The following is a 15,524-nucleotide window of genomic DNA, read 5'->3' on the forward strand; positions in this document are numbered from 1 at the left end:
GCCTGCCCGTTCCCCAACCAGCGCCGCCGGCCAACGCCCGCACCCGCCTGGCTGGACGACTTCCGCCGAGCCGGGCCACGGCCCGGCGCCGCAGGAGCGGGATCGATCTCCAAGGGAGTCGGCTGCGAAGCGGTCGTCTGGCTGTGGACGGCCGGCGCTGTCACGCGGCGACCTCGGCCGGGCGGGGGGCCTTGCGGATCGCGTACAGCTGCTCGAAAGCCGCCACAGTCCGCGACTCGTCGTGCTGCTCGGCCACCGCCCGGGCCTTGCGGCCCATCGCCTCGGCCTGTTGCGGGTCGCACAGCAGCGTCACCAACCGGTCGGCCAGCGCGTCGCTGTCGCCGGGCGGGAAGAGGTACCCCGTCACGTCGTTCTCGACCAGGTGGGGCAGGGCGGCCGCGTCCGCGCCGACGACCGGGCGGCCGCTGGCCATCGCCTCGAGCGTCACCAGGCTCTGCAATTCGGCCGTCCCGGCGTTCACGAAGACCGTCGTGGCCGCGTACGCCGAAGCCAGGTCGGTATCGGCGACGTAGCCGGTGAACGTGACGTGCTCGCCCACGCCCACCGAAGCGGCCAGGGCGGTCAGCTTGCGCCGCTCCGCGCCCGAACCCACCAGCAGCAGCTGGGCGTCGATGCTGCGGCGCACGACCGCGAACGCCCGGATCACCACGTCCAGGTTCTTCTCGGCGTCGAGCCTTCCCACGTACGTGATGGCCGGCTTGTCGGGGACGCCGTAGCGCAGCCGGAACTCCCCGGCCGCGCCCGGCTGGAACCGGGTGAGGTCGACGCCGTTCGAGATGGGGAGCACCGGCCCGGGCACGCCGGCCACCGTGGCCAGCGCCGCCGCGTACGGGGTCGGCGCCGTGACGATGTCGGCCCGGGCCAGCACCCGGGCGGCGTCACGCCAGGCCCACCCGTGCACGCTTTGCCGGGCCGCCGCGCCGATCGGCAGGTAGTGCACCAGGTTCTCGGGCATGAAGTGGTTGGTCGCCACGATCAGGATCCCGCGCGAACTCGCAACCTCGATCAGCGCGCGGCACAGCGGGAAGTGGCTCTGCACGTGCAGCACGTCCGGCTGCACCTCGTCGAGGATCCGCCGCGCCTCGGCCTTGAGCCCCAGCGGCGGGCAGAACCGGAACCCGGGGTGGCCGGGCACCGCCAGCGACCGCACCCGGTGCTCGACGACGCCGTGGCGGTTCACGACGCTGTGACTCCGCCTGTCAAGAGACGGCGCGGCGACGTGCACCGAGTGCCGGGCGGTCAGCGCCACGGCCAGGCGCTCGGCAAACGCGGCGGCTCCGTTGACGTGGGGCGAGTAGGTGTCGGCTCCGATGAGGATGCGCATTTGTTGCCCTTTCTGCGGTGAATTCGACGGACGACGAGATGGAAGAGCACGACCGGCACAGCGACGGCCGCGGTGAGCAGGAAGATGCCGCCGGGCTGGTCGAGCAGCCCGGTGAGCCGGCTGCCGAGCAGCGCGCCCAGACCGATCAGGACCAGACCGCGTACGGCCGCGGTGGCCCCGACCCAGGCCGCGAACCGGCCGTAAGGGATCCGGGCCAGCCCGGCCGAGACGAAGGCGGGCAGAGCCATGACGTCGACGAGCTTGGCCGTGATGACCAGCCGGGGCAGCGGCATCGCGGCCAGCCGGTCGACCCGCAGCTTGCGCAGCACGCGGGCCACCCACGGCCGCTGCGCCCACCGGCCGAGCAGGTAGAGCAGGCTGTCCCCGACCACCTCGGCCAGCACGACGATCGCCCAGATCGGCCAGAACACGGCCATCCCGGCCCCGACGAGCGTGCCCGCGGTGATCGTCGCGGCCGGCCCCTCGACGAGCACGAGCGGCCCGAGCACCAGGTACGGGTGCTCCAGCACGGCCTGCGTCAGATCCATGCCGAGAAGATTCAGACCCAGGTTCCGTACGGTGCGTCCGTCTGTGGGGTTCTTGGCCGTAGCTCCGTGGTAGGGGGTCGGATGGCTCGCGAGCGGGACGCCGCGACCGCTCCCGGTCGGTAACGTCGCTCGTGTGGAACCGGTGAGACGGCTGTGGGTGCTGGTCGTGGGGGCGGTGGCCGGCGTCCTGCTGGTCACCACCTCACTGCTGATGACCTCGCTGTTCGACGTGCCGCTGCTGGTGTCGTACGCCGCCGCCACCGCTCAGTGCGTGGCGCTCCCCCTGGCCCTGCGCCGGCCCTGGCTGGCGCTGGTTCTGCAGTTGGCCGGCGTGACCACGTTCGCCTGGGTGCAGCCGGACAGCACCGACCTGTGGCCGCTGCCCCTGCCGGTGATGTTCCTGCTGATCACGCACGTCGGGCTGATGGCCGCGACCCGCCCGTGGCGCGACGCCGTCATCGCCTGGTGGGCCAGCGCGCTCGCGACCATCCTGCTGGTGCTGGCCGATCCGCGCTCGCGGCCGCTCGACGACGCCGATGTCGCGCTGGTCCTGTACGCGACGACGTCGGTGCTGGTGCTGTTCGGCGCCATCGCGTGGCGGCAGCGCGACGAGGCCCGCCGTCAGCTGGCCGAGGCGTACCGCGATGTCGAGCTGGAGCAGGCGCAGCGGGCCCTCGTCGAGGAGCGCAACCGGATCGCCCGCGAACTGCACGACGTCGTGGCCCACAGCATGTCGGTCATCCACATGCAGGCCACCTCCGCGGCGTACCGAATAAAGGATCTCGACCCGGAGTCGAAGGCCGAGTTCGGGCGGATCGCCGCGGGCACCCGGGGCGCGCTGCGCGAGATGCGGCAACTGCTGGCCCTGCTGCGCGACGAGGACGCCGAGAGCGACCTGCGGCCGATGCCCGACCTCAAGCATCTGGGCGAGCTCGCCGATTCCGTACGCCGTGGGGGCGTCCCGGTCGAGCTCGAGGTGGCCGACACCGAGCTGCCCGACACCGTGGGGCTGGCCGCGTACCGGATCGTGCAGGAGTCGCTGAGCAACGTCGTGCGCCACGCCCCCGGCGCGCCGACCCGGATCAGCGTCACGGTCGACGACGGTTCCCTGGTCGTGGTCGTCGAGAACGGCCTGCCGACCGAGGTCCCGCGCTCGATCGAGGAGACTCCCGGCCCCAGCCACGGCCTGGTCGGCATGCGCGAGCGGGCCCGCCTCGCCGACGGCACACTGCAGGCCGGCCCACGCCCCGAGGGTGGCTACCGTGTCACCGCGACGTTCCCGCTGGAGGTCTCCGAATGATCCGCGTGCTCGTGGTCGACGACCAGCCGATGATCCGGGCCGGGATCCACGCGATCCTCGACTCGCAGCCCGACCTGTCGGTGATCGGCGAGGCCGAGAACGGCCGGGTGGCCATCGACAAGGCGCGCACGCTGCGGCCCGATGTGGTGCTCATGGACGTACGCATGCCTGAGCTCGACGGGTTGGCCGCCACGCGCGAACTGCTGGCCGGCTCGGGTGGGACGCCGAAGGTGCTGATGCTCACGACTTTCGACATCGACGACTACGTGTACGAGGCGTTGCGCGCCGGGGCCAGCGGTTTCCTGCTGAAGGACAGCGAACCCGAAGAGCTGATGCGAGCCGTACGAGTTGTGGCCAACAGCGAGTCGCTGCTGTCCCCCAGCATCACCCGGCGCCTGATCGAGAACTTCGTCGAGGCCCAGCCCACTCCCCCGACGACGGCCCTGAACGCGCTGACCGACCGCGAGCGCGAGGTGCTGCGGCACGTGGCGATGGGCATGTCCAACGCCGAGATCGCCCAGGAGCTGTTCATCGCCGAGCAGACCACCAAGACCCACGTGAGCCGGATCCTGCACAAGCTGAGCCTGCGCGACCGGGTCCACGCGGTCGTCTTCGGCTACGAGAACGGGCTGGTGACGCCCGGACGCCGGAAAGCTTAGGGTCGACTGCGGGTTCATCTGCCACTAACCTGACAGCCCGGGAAACGCCAGGTTACGCCATCAACCTGGGCACGCTGGTCGCCGCCTGCCAGCTCGGCGACGACCACCACGTCGCGGTGTTCCTCGACCATCCGTCGTCGGTGATCGCCGACCAGTTGCTGGCGGCCGGCGTCCCCGCCCACCGCCTGCGGCACATCAACACCTGACCCGCACCCTGGGGGCACCCGGCCGCACACCGGTGCCGGCCGAACCCCTCGACGTGACCATCCGCCGTGCCCTCGCCGCCGCTCTCGTCCTGACCGCCACGCTTTTCGCGCCGGCCACCCCGGCGTCAGCCTCGGCCCCGGCCGGGCCGCTCAAGGTGATGCCGCTCGGCGACTCGATCACCTGGGGCAGCGGCAGCGCGGACTCGCGCGTCGGCAACCGGACCGGTGCCCGCACGGCCAGCGGCTACCGCATCGACCTGCAGAAGCGGCTCGCCGCGGCCGGCCTCGACGTGGACTTCGTCGGCTCCCAGCAGGCCGGCCCGGCCGGCACCGACCGCGACAACGAGGGCCACCCCGGCTGGCGCATCGACCAGATCGCGGCCAACGTCGACAACTGGCTCGCCACCTACCAGCCCGACGTGGTGCTGCTGCACATCGGCACCAACGACATGGCCCAGAACCGGAGCGTCGCGGCCACGACGGCCGGGCTGTCCGCGCTGATCGACCGGATCCGCGCCGCCCGCCCCGACGCCGCCATCTTCGTGCAGCAGCTCGTCCAGGGCCACGGCGAGCCGTACCGCAGCCGGATCGCGGCCTACAACGCCACGATCCCCGGCCTGCTGGCAGCCAAGGACGACAACGTGTACCTGGTCGACCAGTCGTCGATCGGCGGCCTGTCGACGTTCGACAACCTGCACCCCAACGACAACGGCTACGCCAAGATGGCCTACAACCTCTACCAGGCCCTGGCCACGGTGCTGCCGGGCGGCGACACCTGGCCCACCGGCACCAACCCGTACGACGCCACCACGGCCACGCTGTGCTTCCGCATCAACCAGACCGTGGCCGGCCGGCAGACCTGGCACGCCGACTGCAGCCGCTGGACGCTGCGCACGGTCTGGCAGCGCCCCGGCACCGTCACCCAGACCTACCTGGTGCGCATCAAGGCCCGCTACGTCACCACCACCATCCGAGCCAAGGTCAAGGGCAAGCCCCAGGCCCGCCGCGTCACCCGGCTCGTCGCCGCCCGCTACATCCCGCGTACACGCCTGATCCCGACCTGGCTCTCCGACGACCCCTACCTGACCAACGCGGCCAAGTAGATTTCAACCACCTGCAAACGCGGAACGATGGACCCTGCAAATGCGGAACCCGGTGCCCTCAGAAACGTGAAGCACCCTTCCGCACGCTCCCGCCGATCGGCTGGGACGCCCTGTCATCGACTGCGACGACCCCGCCACCCGGGCCGCGGTCCGCGCCGGTCCCGGGTGCCTCAACAGCGGGCCCGGCCCGATCTTCATCGACGAGTAGCGACCTGGTGCTGTAACAGGTACGCCTTGACGTTCCGATTCGACGACGGCACCCTGGTGCGCCTGCTGGACACACTCTGGTCGAACTCTCAGCCCAGCCGGTAGAGGATTCGGCCGTCGATGTCCTCGCGGGTGATGCCGAGGCCGTCGATGGGGCGGTTCGCCATGCCCTCCCACGGGCTTCCGGGCAGCCATTCGGGCAGGACGAGGACCGACTTGATGCCGTCGGCCCGCAGCGCCGCGATGCTCGGCGCGTCCGGGAAGGTCTTGCTGGCCGCGCGGACCCGGTCCTGGCCGGTCGGGACGAAGGTGACGATGCCGTTCGTGATGCGGGGGAAGCCGTTCGTCGACCACAGCATCATCGACATCTCGAGGCTGCCGTCGCTGGGCAGAATCAGCATCGGCTCCGGCGCGACGGCCATCGCGGCCGGGTACTTCAGCACCTCGGGGTGGTCGGTCTTGTTCACCCCTTCGACGGTGACCAGCAGCAGCGGGATCAGCAGGCCGAGTCGCAGCGCGACGAACTTCGCCCGGGCCAGGGCGCCGGCCTTCGGCCAGGACGAGACACCCCGTACGGCCAGGGCGAGCGCACTGACCGCGCCGGCGGCCAGGATGGCCAGCAACAACGTGATCCAGATCTGCAGGCGCCCGGGAGTGCGCAGGGCGGCCCAGCCCGGCAGGTGCTTCGAGAACGTCAGATAACCGGGGTCGCCGTGCCAGGGCAGGTTGGAGCCGAGCGCCAGCACCACCGCCACGGCGACGCCGATGGCCAGCAGCACCCGGTGCCGCAGCCGGAAGACCGAGAAGAACACCCCCGCCGTGCCCAGCGCGATCAGGGTCACCCCGGCCAGCAGCGCCATCTCCGGCGGCCACGACAGCTCGGCCCGGACCGCGGCGTGCCGGTCGCCCCACAGCCACGACGAGTCGGGCGCGATGAAGAAACCCCGCCAGGGTGGCGAGTACGCCTCGGTCCAGTTCAGGCCCCGGTCGGCCTGCGGGTTGAGCTCCACCACGCGGGAGAAGGCCAGACCGATATAGACCGTGACCGCGCCGAAGACCAGCCCGCCGGCCAGGTCGGCCACCAGCAGCCGCCGCCCGAAGACGGGCCGGCCGCGCCGCCACCACGTCCAGCCGTACCACCCGGCCACGACCAGGCAAAGAGCGATCATGACGTACGCGAACACGAGCCCGATGGCCAGGCCGAGCGAGATCTGCCAGGCCGCGACCAGCCAGCCCGCCAGCGCCCACCCGGGCCGGTGCCGGTCGGGGCGATGGCCGCGGCGCAACGACCAGCCGTGGCCGCGAGCGATCATGGCGAGGCTGAGCGCGATGCCGCCGGTCGAGATCACGTTGAGGTGCCCGACGTGGGCGAGCCGCCACGGCGCGAACGCCCACGCGACGCCGGCCACCGCCGCGCCGAGCGGGTGCGAGCCCAGCTGGCGGGTCAGGGCGTAAGCGCCGACGAAGGCGAGCGCGTGCAGCAACACGTACAGAAGGTTGTAGCGCAGGAGGGCCGCCTCCATGCCCGAACCGATCATGCCAAGCGGCATGTACCCGAGCACGGTGTCGGTGAAGGCCAGCGAGTGCGGATCCGGGTAGAACGTGTTCGAGTCCCAGAAGTGCAACGGGTTGTGCAGCAGCGCGTGCCCGCCCCAGGCGATCTGCCAGGCGAACATGGCCGGGTCGCCGATGTCGCCGGGCACGGTGCTGAGCGGGTGCCGCAGCGTCGGCCAGGTCAGCGCGGCGGCCAGGGCCAGGCTGCCGAGGACCACCAGGATCCACTCGCGGCGCGCCCACACCCGCCGCAGCGTTCCCTTGGACTTCGGAGCACTCGCGCCCGCGTCCTTCTCGTCGCGGACGTCAGCCGTGGCGACGTCCGCTGACGGGCTCTCGATTGAGCTCACCCAAGCCCCCGGATCTCTGTGGGTCGATCGCGCAAATATTGTCACACATCGATGTCAGACCGATACGACGAGCAAAGGGCCGCCCCGCATCGCGGGACGGCCCTGACGATCGCGTCTGTCAGCAGGACAGGTTACTGCCCGGGGTCACGCCCAGGATGCCCGCGAACCTGTTGTACGCATTGATCCGGCTTTGCACCTGGTCGCGGTTGCCACCGTTGCACTCGAGCGCGCCGTTGATGCTGCGGATGGTCTCGCCGAACCCACGCCCGTTGACCATCGCCTCGTGCGGCGTCATCGTGCCCGGTCCGCGCTGGGTCATCCAGTACCAGACCGCGGTCTGGTAGGCCACGGACGCCTCGTTCTTGACCCGGTCCGGCTTGTTGAGCAGGTCGAGCCCGAGCGCGTCACCCGCCGCCTTGTAGTTGAAGTTCCAGCTCAGCTGGATCGGACCGCGCCCGTGATAGGCGCTCTGACCGGCCGGGCAGCCGTACGACTGGTTCCGGTCGCAGTACAGCGGCCAGTTGGCCTGGTTGATCTCCTCGACGTAGACCAGCCCGCCCGACTCGTGGTTGATGTTGGCCAGGAACGCCGCGGCCTCCTGCTTGCGGACCGTGTCGCTGCCGGTCTTGGTGAACGCCGGGAACTTCTTCGTGGCGTCGATCAGACCCGAGTACGAGTAGAACGGGATCCGCCCCGGGAACATCTGGTTGAACTGGGCCTCACTGACCGGGAACCCACCCGTGCTGGGCGGCGGCGGCGCCGTCGTCCCCCCACCGCCACCGCTGCAGGCGACCGGCGACCAGTACCAGGTGCTGATGACCGGGTCGTACCCCGGATTGGCGTTCGTCGCCTTGTAGTACTTGCCGTTGGTGTACCGAACGATGGCGCCGGCGTTGTAGTACTGCCCCGCCACCCAGTTCGGGTGATTGCAGGTCGTGCCGCCACCGTTGCCGGGCGGGGGCGGCGTGGTGCCACCACCGCAGGCGCCGTTGTCGGCCCAGACCCCGGAGCCCCCGGTGCTGGGTGCCTCACCCTGGGTCCACCACTTGGCGGTCCAGTTACGCCCGTTGTACGAAGCCCGCGTATTACCGGTGTAGACCGCCGAATTGTTGTACGCGGCCACACAGGCCTCGGCCGCGTTCGACGACGCCATGGGCAGGATGGCCGCAGCAGCGCCGGCCACACCGACGCTGACCACAGCCAGGATCGAAAGAAGCCTTTTTCTGGACATGACAAACCTTCCGCACGCCGGGGGAAGACGCGCTGGCATGAGGGGGAAGAGAGCGACACCGACTCAACTGCACCCGCCCGCACCCCGTCAAGGAATCTGTAAAGAAACTTGAATAATTTGCCCGCGCACCCCGTGATCTGGCTCGCAGTACTTGCCTCTGACGTCAGCGTGAGGTTTTAGCGTGGGGGCATGCAGATCAACGGCTCTAAAGTTCTCGTGACCGGCGCCAACCGCGGGCTCGGCAAGGCCTTCGCTCAGGAGCTCCTCGCCCGCGGCGCCACCGCTGTCTACGCCGGCGCCCGGCGGCTCGAGAGCATCGACATCCCTGGCGTGATCCCGCTGCAGCTGGACATCACGGACGCGGCGTCGATCGAAGCCGCGGCGGCCGAGGTGGGCGAGCTCGACATCCTGATCAACAACGCCGGGATCTCGACCGAGGCGCCGCTGCTCGGCCCGTCCGTGGACAACATCCGGCGCGAGTTCGAGACCAACTTCTGGGGCACCCTCAACGTCACCCGGGCCTTCGCGCCCCGCCTGGCCGGTGGCGCCATCCTCAACGTCATCTCGGCGCTGAGCTGGTACGCGTTCGCCCCGTCGAGCAACGGCTACGCCGCGTCCAAGGCGGCCGAATGGTCGCTCACCAACGGCGTACGCCTGGAGCTGGCCGACCAGAAGACCCAGGTCACCGCCCTGGCCCTGGCGATCGCCGACACCGACATGATGGCCGGCGTCGACATCCCCAAGCTTCCGCCGCGCGAGGTGGTCGTGCAGGCCTTGGACGGTTTGGAGGCCGGCCGGCTCGAGGTCGTCGCCGACAAGCCCACCGCCAACGTCAAGGCCTCCCTCTCCGCCGACCCGGCCGATTTCTACGCCGACATCCCGGCCGCCCTCTTCAGCTGAAGTTTCACGCGGACGGGGCCGGGAAGATCTAATTCATGTCCATCTGGAGCTGGTTCAAGAAGAGGCGCAGCGAAAAGATCGAACAGCAACGTCACGAGGCGGTGGCCCGGGCGATGGCCCGCGGCGCTACCCCGGAACAGGTGAAGGCCGCCGGGGACCGCGCCGCGAACGGCACCAACACAGCCGTGATCGGCGCCATCAACTCCTGACCTTCGGTCGCAGATAGATCGCGCATCTATCCGCAGGCCGGTTGCGCGCCATCACCGGCGCCCAACCGGCCTGCTTCACGATCGAGGGCGATCGCTACCCGGGTTGGTGAGACGCTTGAGCGGCCTCGAGACCTCTCTGACCACCGCTCACTCCGTGAGCGCGGACGATTTCTGTGGCAGGATCGTGGCGTCGACCTGGCGGAAGTCGTTGTATGCGACCGAGCAGGCGACGATGCGCTGCTGAGCCTCGGCCCGATAGTCGTCGAAGGCGTCGATCATCAGTTGTTTCCGATCGATGCCGGCGCTCGCCTTCAGAACGCGCTGCAGTTCTTCCTCGCAGCGGGGAATGGCCTCGCGGACGCGTTCCTGTTCGGCTCTCGACGGATTCGGCAATTTCAGTACGGCGTAGACCTCGTAGCGGTGCGGCGACGTGCAGGGCAGCACTCGGCGCCGCTGTCCGGAGTCAGTGGCGTCGGTCCCGTTCAGGCATGCGCCCTCGGCCATTTCCGCCGGCTCCGTCAACTGTCCCTCGGAAGCGTTCGGAACGGGGGGCAGCACCATGGGCCCGGCGTCATGATGACCTTTCTCCTCGCCGGTCGCGCACCCGAGGAGGAGCAGCAGGATGAGGAGGGCCGGCGCCGCCCCAGCAGCGCGACGCCGACCCCGGTTCAGACCCTCAAGCACAGTACGTCTCGGTGTAGAAGGTGTCGGCCGTGTCGCCGTCCCATCCACCGTTGTTGTCCGCGTACCAGCCGACGTAGCTACCCGAGCGATAACGGATGTAGTGGTTGCCGGTGGTGTGCCCGTGCCCGTAGGCATTGGACGGCGCCTCGGCGCCGCTTCCGCCGTTGATTCTGATGAGGCTTCCGGAGCAGCCGCCCGACGCCATCGCTGCGGACGCAGGTAGGCCGGCGAGTACAGCTCCGAGCATCACCGTGCCGCTCAGTGCGGCGAGTGACTTTGACACCTTCGTCATAACCCCTCCTAATGACCGTCGTGAATGTCGTGCCGGATCAGTTTCGGGTGAGGACCGGCGGCGATGGCGGATTCGGGACGACTTTGGACGCGGGTATCGCTGCCGCGTTCTGAAGGGCGCGCTCGGGCAGCGCGTGGGCTGTCATGTGACTGACATCGTCGGATGTGAGTAGCTTGCTAGCCTCGAGCACTGAGGCATCGAAATGGGTGATAAGTGATGTCGCTGTCAGGGGATCCGGTGATCACGCCGGAGGATGCCTCCGGCACGCTGCCCGATCCGGCCAGGGCCGGTAGCCTCATCGATCTCGTCGAACGGCTACGCCGGTTGAAGGCCTGGGCCGGAGATCCCTCCTACGAGACGATCAAGAACCGGATCAACGCGGCCTGGACCGCAGCCGGTCGGCCGGCCGGTGAACTGACGCGCAAGTCCACCGTTGCGTACTGCTTCCAGCCCGGCCGGCGACGCCTGGACACCGCCCTGGTGCTCGCGGTGGTCGAGGCGCTGCACCCCGATACCGGATACGTGACCGCGTGGCGTCAGGCCCTAGGTGTCGTCGGCGGGGAGATCGAGGCGGTGTCCCAGGTCCGGGTGCAGGACAGCTTGCCCCCGGATCTGACCGGGTTCACCGGCCGCACCGTCGAACTCGACCAACTCCGCCACGCCGCGCGGGCGGGCGACGCGGTCGTGATTTCCGCGATCGAGGGGATGGCCGGGATCGGCAAGACCCAACTCGCTGTGCACGCCGGACACCTACTACATCAGCAGCAGCCGTTCGAGCGGGTTTTGTTCGTCAACCTGCGCGGCTTCGATCAGGCGCAGCCGCCGGCCGACCCGGCGGCGGTCCTGGACGGATTCCTGCGCCTGCTGGGAATGCCGGGCCAGCAGATCCCTCACGACCTCGAGGCACGCGCCGCCGCCTACCGTCACCAGCTCGCCGGCACCCGGGCGCTGGTGGTGCTGGACAACGCCGCCACCGCCGAGCAGGTCCGTCCGCTGCTGCCGGCCACGCCGGGCTGCGTCACCGTGGTCACCAGCCGACGCCGCTTGGCCGACCTTCACTCCGCGACCCATCTCACCGTGGACGTGTTCACCCCCGGCGAGGCCCTGGCCTTCCTCACCCGGGCCGTACCCGAGGTTCCTGTCGGCGCGGATCCGTACGCCGCGGCGCGGATCGCCCGGCGCTGCGGCCACCTGCCCCTGGCCCTGGGCCTGGTGGCCGGCCACATCCGCAACACATCGGGCTGGACGTTGACCGACCACGCCGACCGGCTCGACGAACGCCGCCACGACCGGCGCCTGGACACCGGCGTCGAATTCGCCCTCGACCTGTCCTACCAGCACCAGCCCGCGCCGCAGCGAAGACTGCTCCGACTCGCGGCGCTGCACCCCGGTCAGGACCTCGACGCCTACGCCGCCGCGGCTCTGGCCGACACCGACCTGCCCACCGCTCAGGACCACCTGCACCACCTGCACCGCGACCGCCTCCTGCAGCAGAGCACCCCCGGCCGGTACGCCTTCCACGACCTGGTTCGCGTCTACGCCACCGTCCGGGCCGCCGACGAGGACCGCCCACCCGAGCGCCGCACCGCCCTGACCCGCTTGTTCGACTACTACCTCGCCACCACCGCCACCGCGATGGACACCCTGCACCCGCAGCGCCGGCCGGCGATCCCCCCGGTCGCCGCCCCCACCCCGGACCTGACCGATCCGGACATCGCCCGGGAGTGGTTGGACACCGAACGGCCCACCCTGGTCGCGGTCGCCGCCCACACCGCCGGTCATGGCTGGCCCACCCACACCACCCGGCTCGCCCGCACCCTGTACCGGTACCTCGACGGCGGCCACTACACCGACGCCCAGACCGTGCACGGCCACGCCTGCCACGCCGCCCGCCACAACGGCGACCCGATCGGAGAAGCCCACGCCCTGACCGACCTCGGCGGCGCCGACTATCGGCTGGGCCGGTACCAGCCCGCCGCTGAACACTTCCACCAGGCCCTGGACCTGTTCCGGCAGGTCAGCGACCCGGCCGGCCAGGCCCGCGCCCTGCACAACCTCAGCGTCATCGCGATGCGGTCGGGTCGGTACCGGACGGCCACCGAGCAGATCGAGCAGGCCCTGAACCTGTACCGGCAGGCCGGCGACCGGCCCGGCGAAGCCTGGACGCTGGCCGACCTCGGCGACCTCGATGCGCTGCTGGGCCGCCGCCGGTCGGCCGTCGAGCACTACGGGCAGGCCCTGACCCTGTGCCGGCAGGCCGGTGACCGGGTCGGCGAAGCCGACACGCTGAACAGCCTCGGCGAGGTCGAGATGCGGTCGGGCCAGTACGGCGCGGCCGGCGACCACCTCCAGCAGGCCCTGACCCTGCACCGGCAACTCGGCAACCACACCGGCGAAGCCTGGACGCTGGACAACCTCGGCACCCTCCACACCCACCTCGACCAGCTCACCCAGGCCACCGAACTCCATCAGCAGGCGCTGACCATCTTCCGCGAGACCGGCGAACGTCGCGGCGAGTCCTGGGCGCTCAACGGCCTCGGCGAAGCCGCCCACGCCGCCGGCCGCGCCGCCGACGCCCTCACCCACCACAGCGCCGCCCACACCACCGCCGCCGAGACCGGCCACCGCGATCAGCAGGCCCGCGCTCAAACCGGCCTCGGCCACGCCCACCACACCCTCGGCAACCCTGCCCTCGCCCGCCAGCACTACCAGCACGCCCTGGCCTTCTACACCGACCTCGGCCTGCCCGAGGCCGACCAGATCCGCACCCACCTCACAGCCCTCGACAACACCAGCCCCGAACAGCGGTGACGGGCCCCTTCGACCGCCGAGAAACTCGTCGATACGGGGATCACGCTTATCGACCCAAGGCAGCAGACAACCACCCGAACGTCGCCAGGCGTCGATTCAGCCGGCCGAAGGCCGCCGGCCCGACAAAGGCGCCGAAGTAGCCGAAGATCACCGCGCATGTCCCATACACGGACGCGCCGGAGACCCCTCGCGGTGCGAGGGCCTCCGGCGAGGCGGTTCCGTGCGGTGGATCAGGATCCGCTAAGGATCAGATTGCCGTTGTCCGCGGCGCCGCACTCACCGCGGCTTTATCCCGCCGGCGTTTCGTTCAGACCCAGACCACGCAGGACGTCATCACGGTTCGCGTCTCCGCGCAGCGCGGTCAAGGAATTCAAACGACCCAGCAAAGTCGTGGAAGACGCGGGGCACTTCAAATCCTGAATCGCCGACAAGGTCTTCTCAAAACGCTGGATGCGGCTTTCAAGGTCCGTCCCACTCGGAAGGTTCCCATTCTTGAGCGCCACCTGCGCGTTCACCTGGGCCTGAGTGGGCGGGCAGCGACCAGGAACATTAACCCCGGTAGGCCCCACGCGGTCGGCCGTCGCGTTCGGATCGCCCGGACTGAAACCCAGCGCCGGCACCAACGCGTTGATGTCACCGGAGCCGGCTCCGGCGTTCCCCGTCTCTCCGCTCGCACCCGCGTCACCGGATCCTGCGCCGGCGGCTTTGTCCGCCGGCGTCTCGTTCACACCCAGACCACGCAGGACATCATCACGGTTCGCGTCTCCGCGCAGCGCGGTCAAGGAATTCAAACGACCCAGCAAAGTCGTGGAAGACGCGGGGCACTTCAAATCCTGAATCGCCGACAAGGTCTTCTCAAAACGCTGGATGCGGCTTTCAAGGTCCGTCCCACTCGGAAGGTTCCCATTCTTGAGCGCCACCTGCGCGTTCACCTGGGCCTGAGTGGGCGGGCAGCGACCAGGAACATTAACCCCGGTAGGCCCCACGCGGTCGGCCGTCGCGTTCGGATCGCCCGGACTGAAACCCAGCGCCGGCACCAACGCGTTGACGTTACCGGAGCCGGCTCCGGCATTGCCCTGCTCAGAGGCCTGACTCATCCCCGTGCCGACCGCGAGAGCCGAGCCGAGCAGCGCTGCGGCGGCACCTCCAATCACCAGCTTGCGCGTCCGACTGCTGGCTCCGCGTCGATAGCTGCTGACTCCGCGTCGATACATGCACGGCTCCTCTTCGTCTCGGTACTGCCTGTCCCGAGAAATACGAGCAACGATGTGCAGCAGTTCATGACGCCGAGCAAGCCTTCCTTAAAGTTTCTTTAACGAGACACCCGGGGCGGTGCAGCCGCCAGCATCGTCCCGCCCACGTCCGCAGGCACCCGGCCGCGGGTCAGCAGCGAGCCCGCCACCATCACCGTGAACGCGAGCGGCACCGTCCACACGGCCGGCCGCGCGAGCAACTCGATCTACCAGCGGCCCGAACACCGTGACCAGCACCGCGGCCTGTCCTGGTGGGCCGAACGTTGCACCATGCGAACCTGGCCGCGGTCGTTCCGGGCAACCCGATGCCAGAACTTCCGTGCAAGTCAGCGACACCTCGCGAGGCGCGCTGAGGGGCCTGTGACCCCCTCCGTTCAGGTCCTGATCCGTACCATCCGCGCCACATCGCCTCCGAGAACACCGGTCCACGACCGTTCCGATGGACAGTAGCCACTGACGAGGTCCTCGCCCAGTCCGCCTTACCCGACGCAGCATCACGAGGGCGGGGCTCGCCGAGGCGAGTGCGAAGCGGCTCGGCCTTGTCCCCGCCTCGCCTGCCAGGTATCTCGAAGGGAACTACCGCCCGGCGCCAACCCCAGCAAATGCGCACCGGGCATCACTATTTGCATACGAACAGCGATCAAACAATGGACCTAGGCAGCAACCCACCGGCTACCGACGCACGCGGACGCGTACCGCATCGAGTACGGCGATGAAGTGCCGTACAGCCCATCGCTCCTCTGGGCTGGCCGGCGCTTCCACCGCAGCTTAGGTCGGTCCCTAGGCCTCGGCGGGATCAAGCCGGGAGGAACCATGTCATGACGCGGGTTGCTGTCCGACTAGATGGCGCAGAGCCTTGCTTGCTACCGACT

13 protein-coding genes are annotated in these 15,524 nt (G+C 69.7%); 6 read left to right on the forward strand and 7 right to left on the reverse strand.

Annotated features, from left to right (window positions below; genetic code table 11):
* Nucleotides 1-160 precede the first annotated feature (160 nt).
* Together M1L60_RS40270 and M1L60_RS40275 are read right to left on the reverse strand one after the other, a co-directional pair.
* Nucleotides 161-1,345, reverse strand: a complete 1,185-nt coding sequence (locus tag M1L60_RS40270; protein WP_253242857.1) for a glycosyltransferase — start codon at nt 1,343-1,345, stop codon at nt 161-163.
* Nucleotides 1,261-1,893: a DedA family protein gene (locus M1L60_RS40275; protein WP_253242858.1), complete on the reverse strand. Its 633-nt coding sequence runs from the start codon at nt 1,891-1,893 to the stop codon at nt 1,261-1,263. Before M1L60_RS40275 ends, M1L60_RS40270 begins: the two co-directional genes overlap by 85 nt.
* Nucleotides 1,894-2,026: 133 nt before the next feature.
* Between M1L60_RS40275 and M1L60_RS40280 the strand changes: the two genes are divergently transcribed.
* From M1L60_RS40280 to M1L60_RS40290, 3 genes are all read left to right on the forward strand, one after another.
* Nucleotides 2,027-3,193, forward strand: coding sequence for a sensor histidine kinase (locus M1L60_RS40280; RefSeq protein WP_253242859.1), 1,167 nt, complete (start codon nt 2,027-2,029; stop codon nt 3,191-3,193).
* Nucleotides 3,190-3,852 (forward strand): response regulator, encoded by a 663-nt coding sequence (locus M1L60_RS40285; RefSeq protein ID WP_253242860.1) that lies wholly within the window; start codon nt 3,190-3,192, stop codon nt 3,850-3,852. Before M1L60_RS40280 ends, M1L60_RS40285 begins: the two co-directional genes overlap by 4 nt.
* 259 nt (nt 3,853-4,111) lie before the next feature.
* Entirely contained in the window at nt 4,112-5,161 is a 1,050-nt protein-coding gene (locus M1L60_RS40290) for an SGNH/GDSL hydrolase family protein (RefSeq protein ID WP_253242861.1), read from the forward strand.
* Between the two features lie 296 nt (nt 5,162-5,457).
* Here M1L60_RS40290 and M1L60_RS40295 read toward each other — a convergent pair whose 3' ends face one another.
* Together M1L60_RS40295 and M1L60_RS40300 are read right to left on the reverse strand one after the other, a co-directional pair.
* The gene (locus M1L60_RS40295; RefSeq protein ID WP_438862207.1) at nt 5,458-7,176 is read right to left on the reverse strand and encodes a hypothetical protein; all 1,719 of its coding nucleotides are present in this window, start codon (nt 7,174-7,176) and stop codon (nt 5,458-5,460) included.
* 214 nt (nt 7,177-7,390) lie between these two features.
* Nucleotides 7,391-8,503: a glycoside hydrolase family 19 protein gene (locus tag M1L60_RS40300; RefSeq protein ID WP_253242863.1), complete on the reverse strand. Its 1,113-nt coding sequence runs from the start codon at nt 8,501-8,503 to the stop codon at nt 7,391-7,393.
* 189 nt (nt 8,504-8,692) lie between these two features.
* Here M1L60_RS40300 and M1L60_RS40305 point away from each other — a divergent pair, with 189 nt between their 5' ends.
* Together M1L60_RS40305 and M1L60_RS40310 are read left to right on the forward strand one after the other, a co-directional pair.
* Entirely contained in the window at nt 8,693-9,403 is a 711-nt protein-coding gene (locus M1L60_RS40305) for an SDR family oxidoreductase (RefSeq protein ID WP_253242864.1), read from the forward strand.
* 35 nt (nt 9,404-9,438) lie between these two features.
* Nucleotides 9,439-9,612: a hypothetical protein gene (locus tag M1L60_RS40310; RefSeq protein ID WP_253242865.1), complete on the forward strand. Its 174-nt coding sequence runs from the start codon at nt 9,439-9,441 to the stop codon at nt 9,610-9,612.
* Between the two features lie 147 nt (nt 9,613-9,759).
* Here the strand turns inward: M1L60_RS40310 and M1L60_RS40315 are convergent, their stop codons facing one another.
* Nucleotides 9,760-10,296, reverse strand: coding sequence for a hypothetical protein (locus tag M1L60_RS40315; protein WP_253242866.1), 537 nt, complete (start codon nt 10,294-10,296; stop codon nt 9,760-9,762).
* Nucleotides 10,289-10,588, reverse strand: coding sequence for a hypothetical protein (locus M1L60_RS40320; protein WP_253242867.1), 300 nt, complete (start codon nt 10,586-10,588; stop codon nt 10,289-10,291). Before M1L60_RS40320 ends, M1L60_RS40315 begins: the two co-directional genes overlap by 8 nt.
* Before the next feature lie 216 nt (nt 10,589-10,804).
* Here M1L60_RS40320 and M1L60_RS40325 point away from each other — a divergent pair, with 216 nt between their 5' ends.
* Nucleotides 10,805-13,399 (forward strand): ATP-binding protein, encoded by a 2,595-nt coding sequence (locus tag M1L60_RS40325; protein ID WP_253242868.1) that lies wholly within the window; start codon nt 10,805-10,807, stop codon nt 13,397-13,399.
* Nucleotides 13,400-13,686: 287 nt separating this feature from the next.
* Here the strand turns inward: M1L60_RS40325 and M1L60_RS40330 are convergent, their stop codons facing one another.
* Nucleotides 13,687-14,613, reverse strand: coding sequence for a hypothetical protein (locus tag M1L60_RS40330; RefSeq protein ID WP_253242869.1), 927 nt, complete (start codon nt 14,611-14,613; stop codon nt 13,687-13,689).
* Nucleotides 14,614-15,524 lie beyond the last annotated feature (911 nt).

It is taken from the genome of Paractinoplanes aksuensis (assembly GCF_024137025.1).
Taxonomy (GTDB): Bacteria; Actinomycetota; Actinomycetes; order Mycobacteriales; family Micromonosporaceae; genus Actinoplanes; species Actinoplanes aksuensis.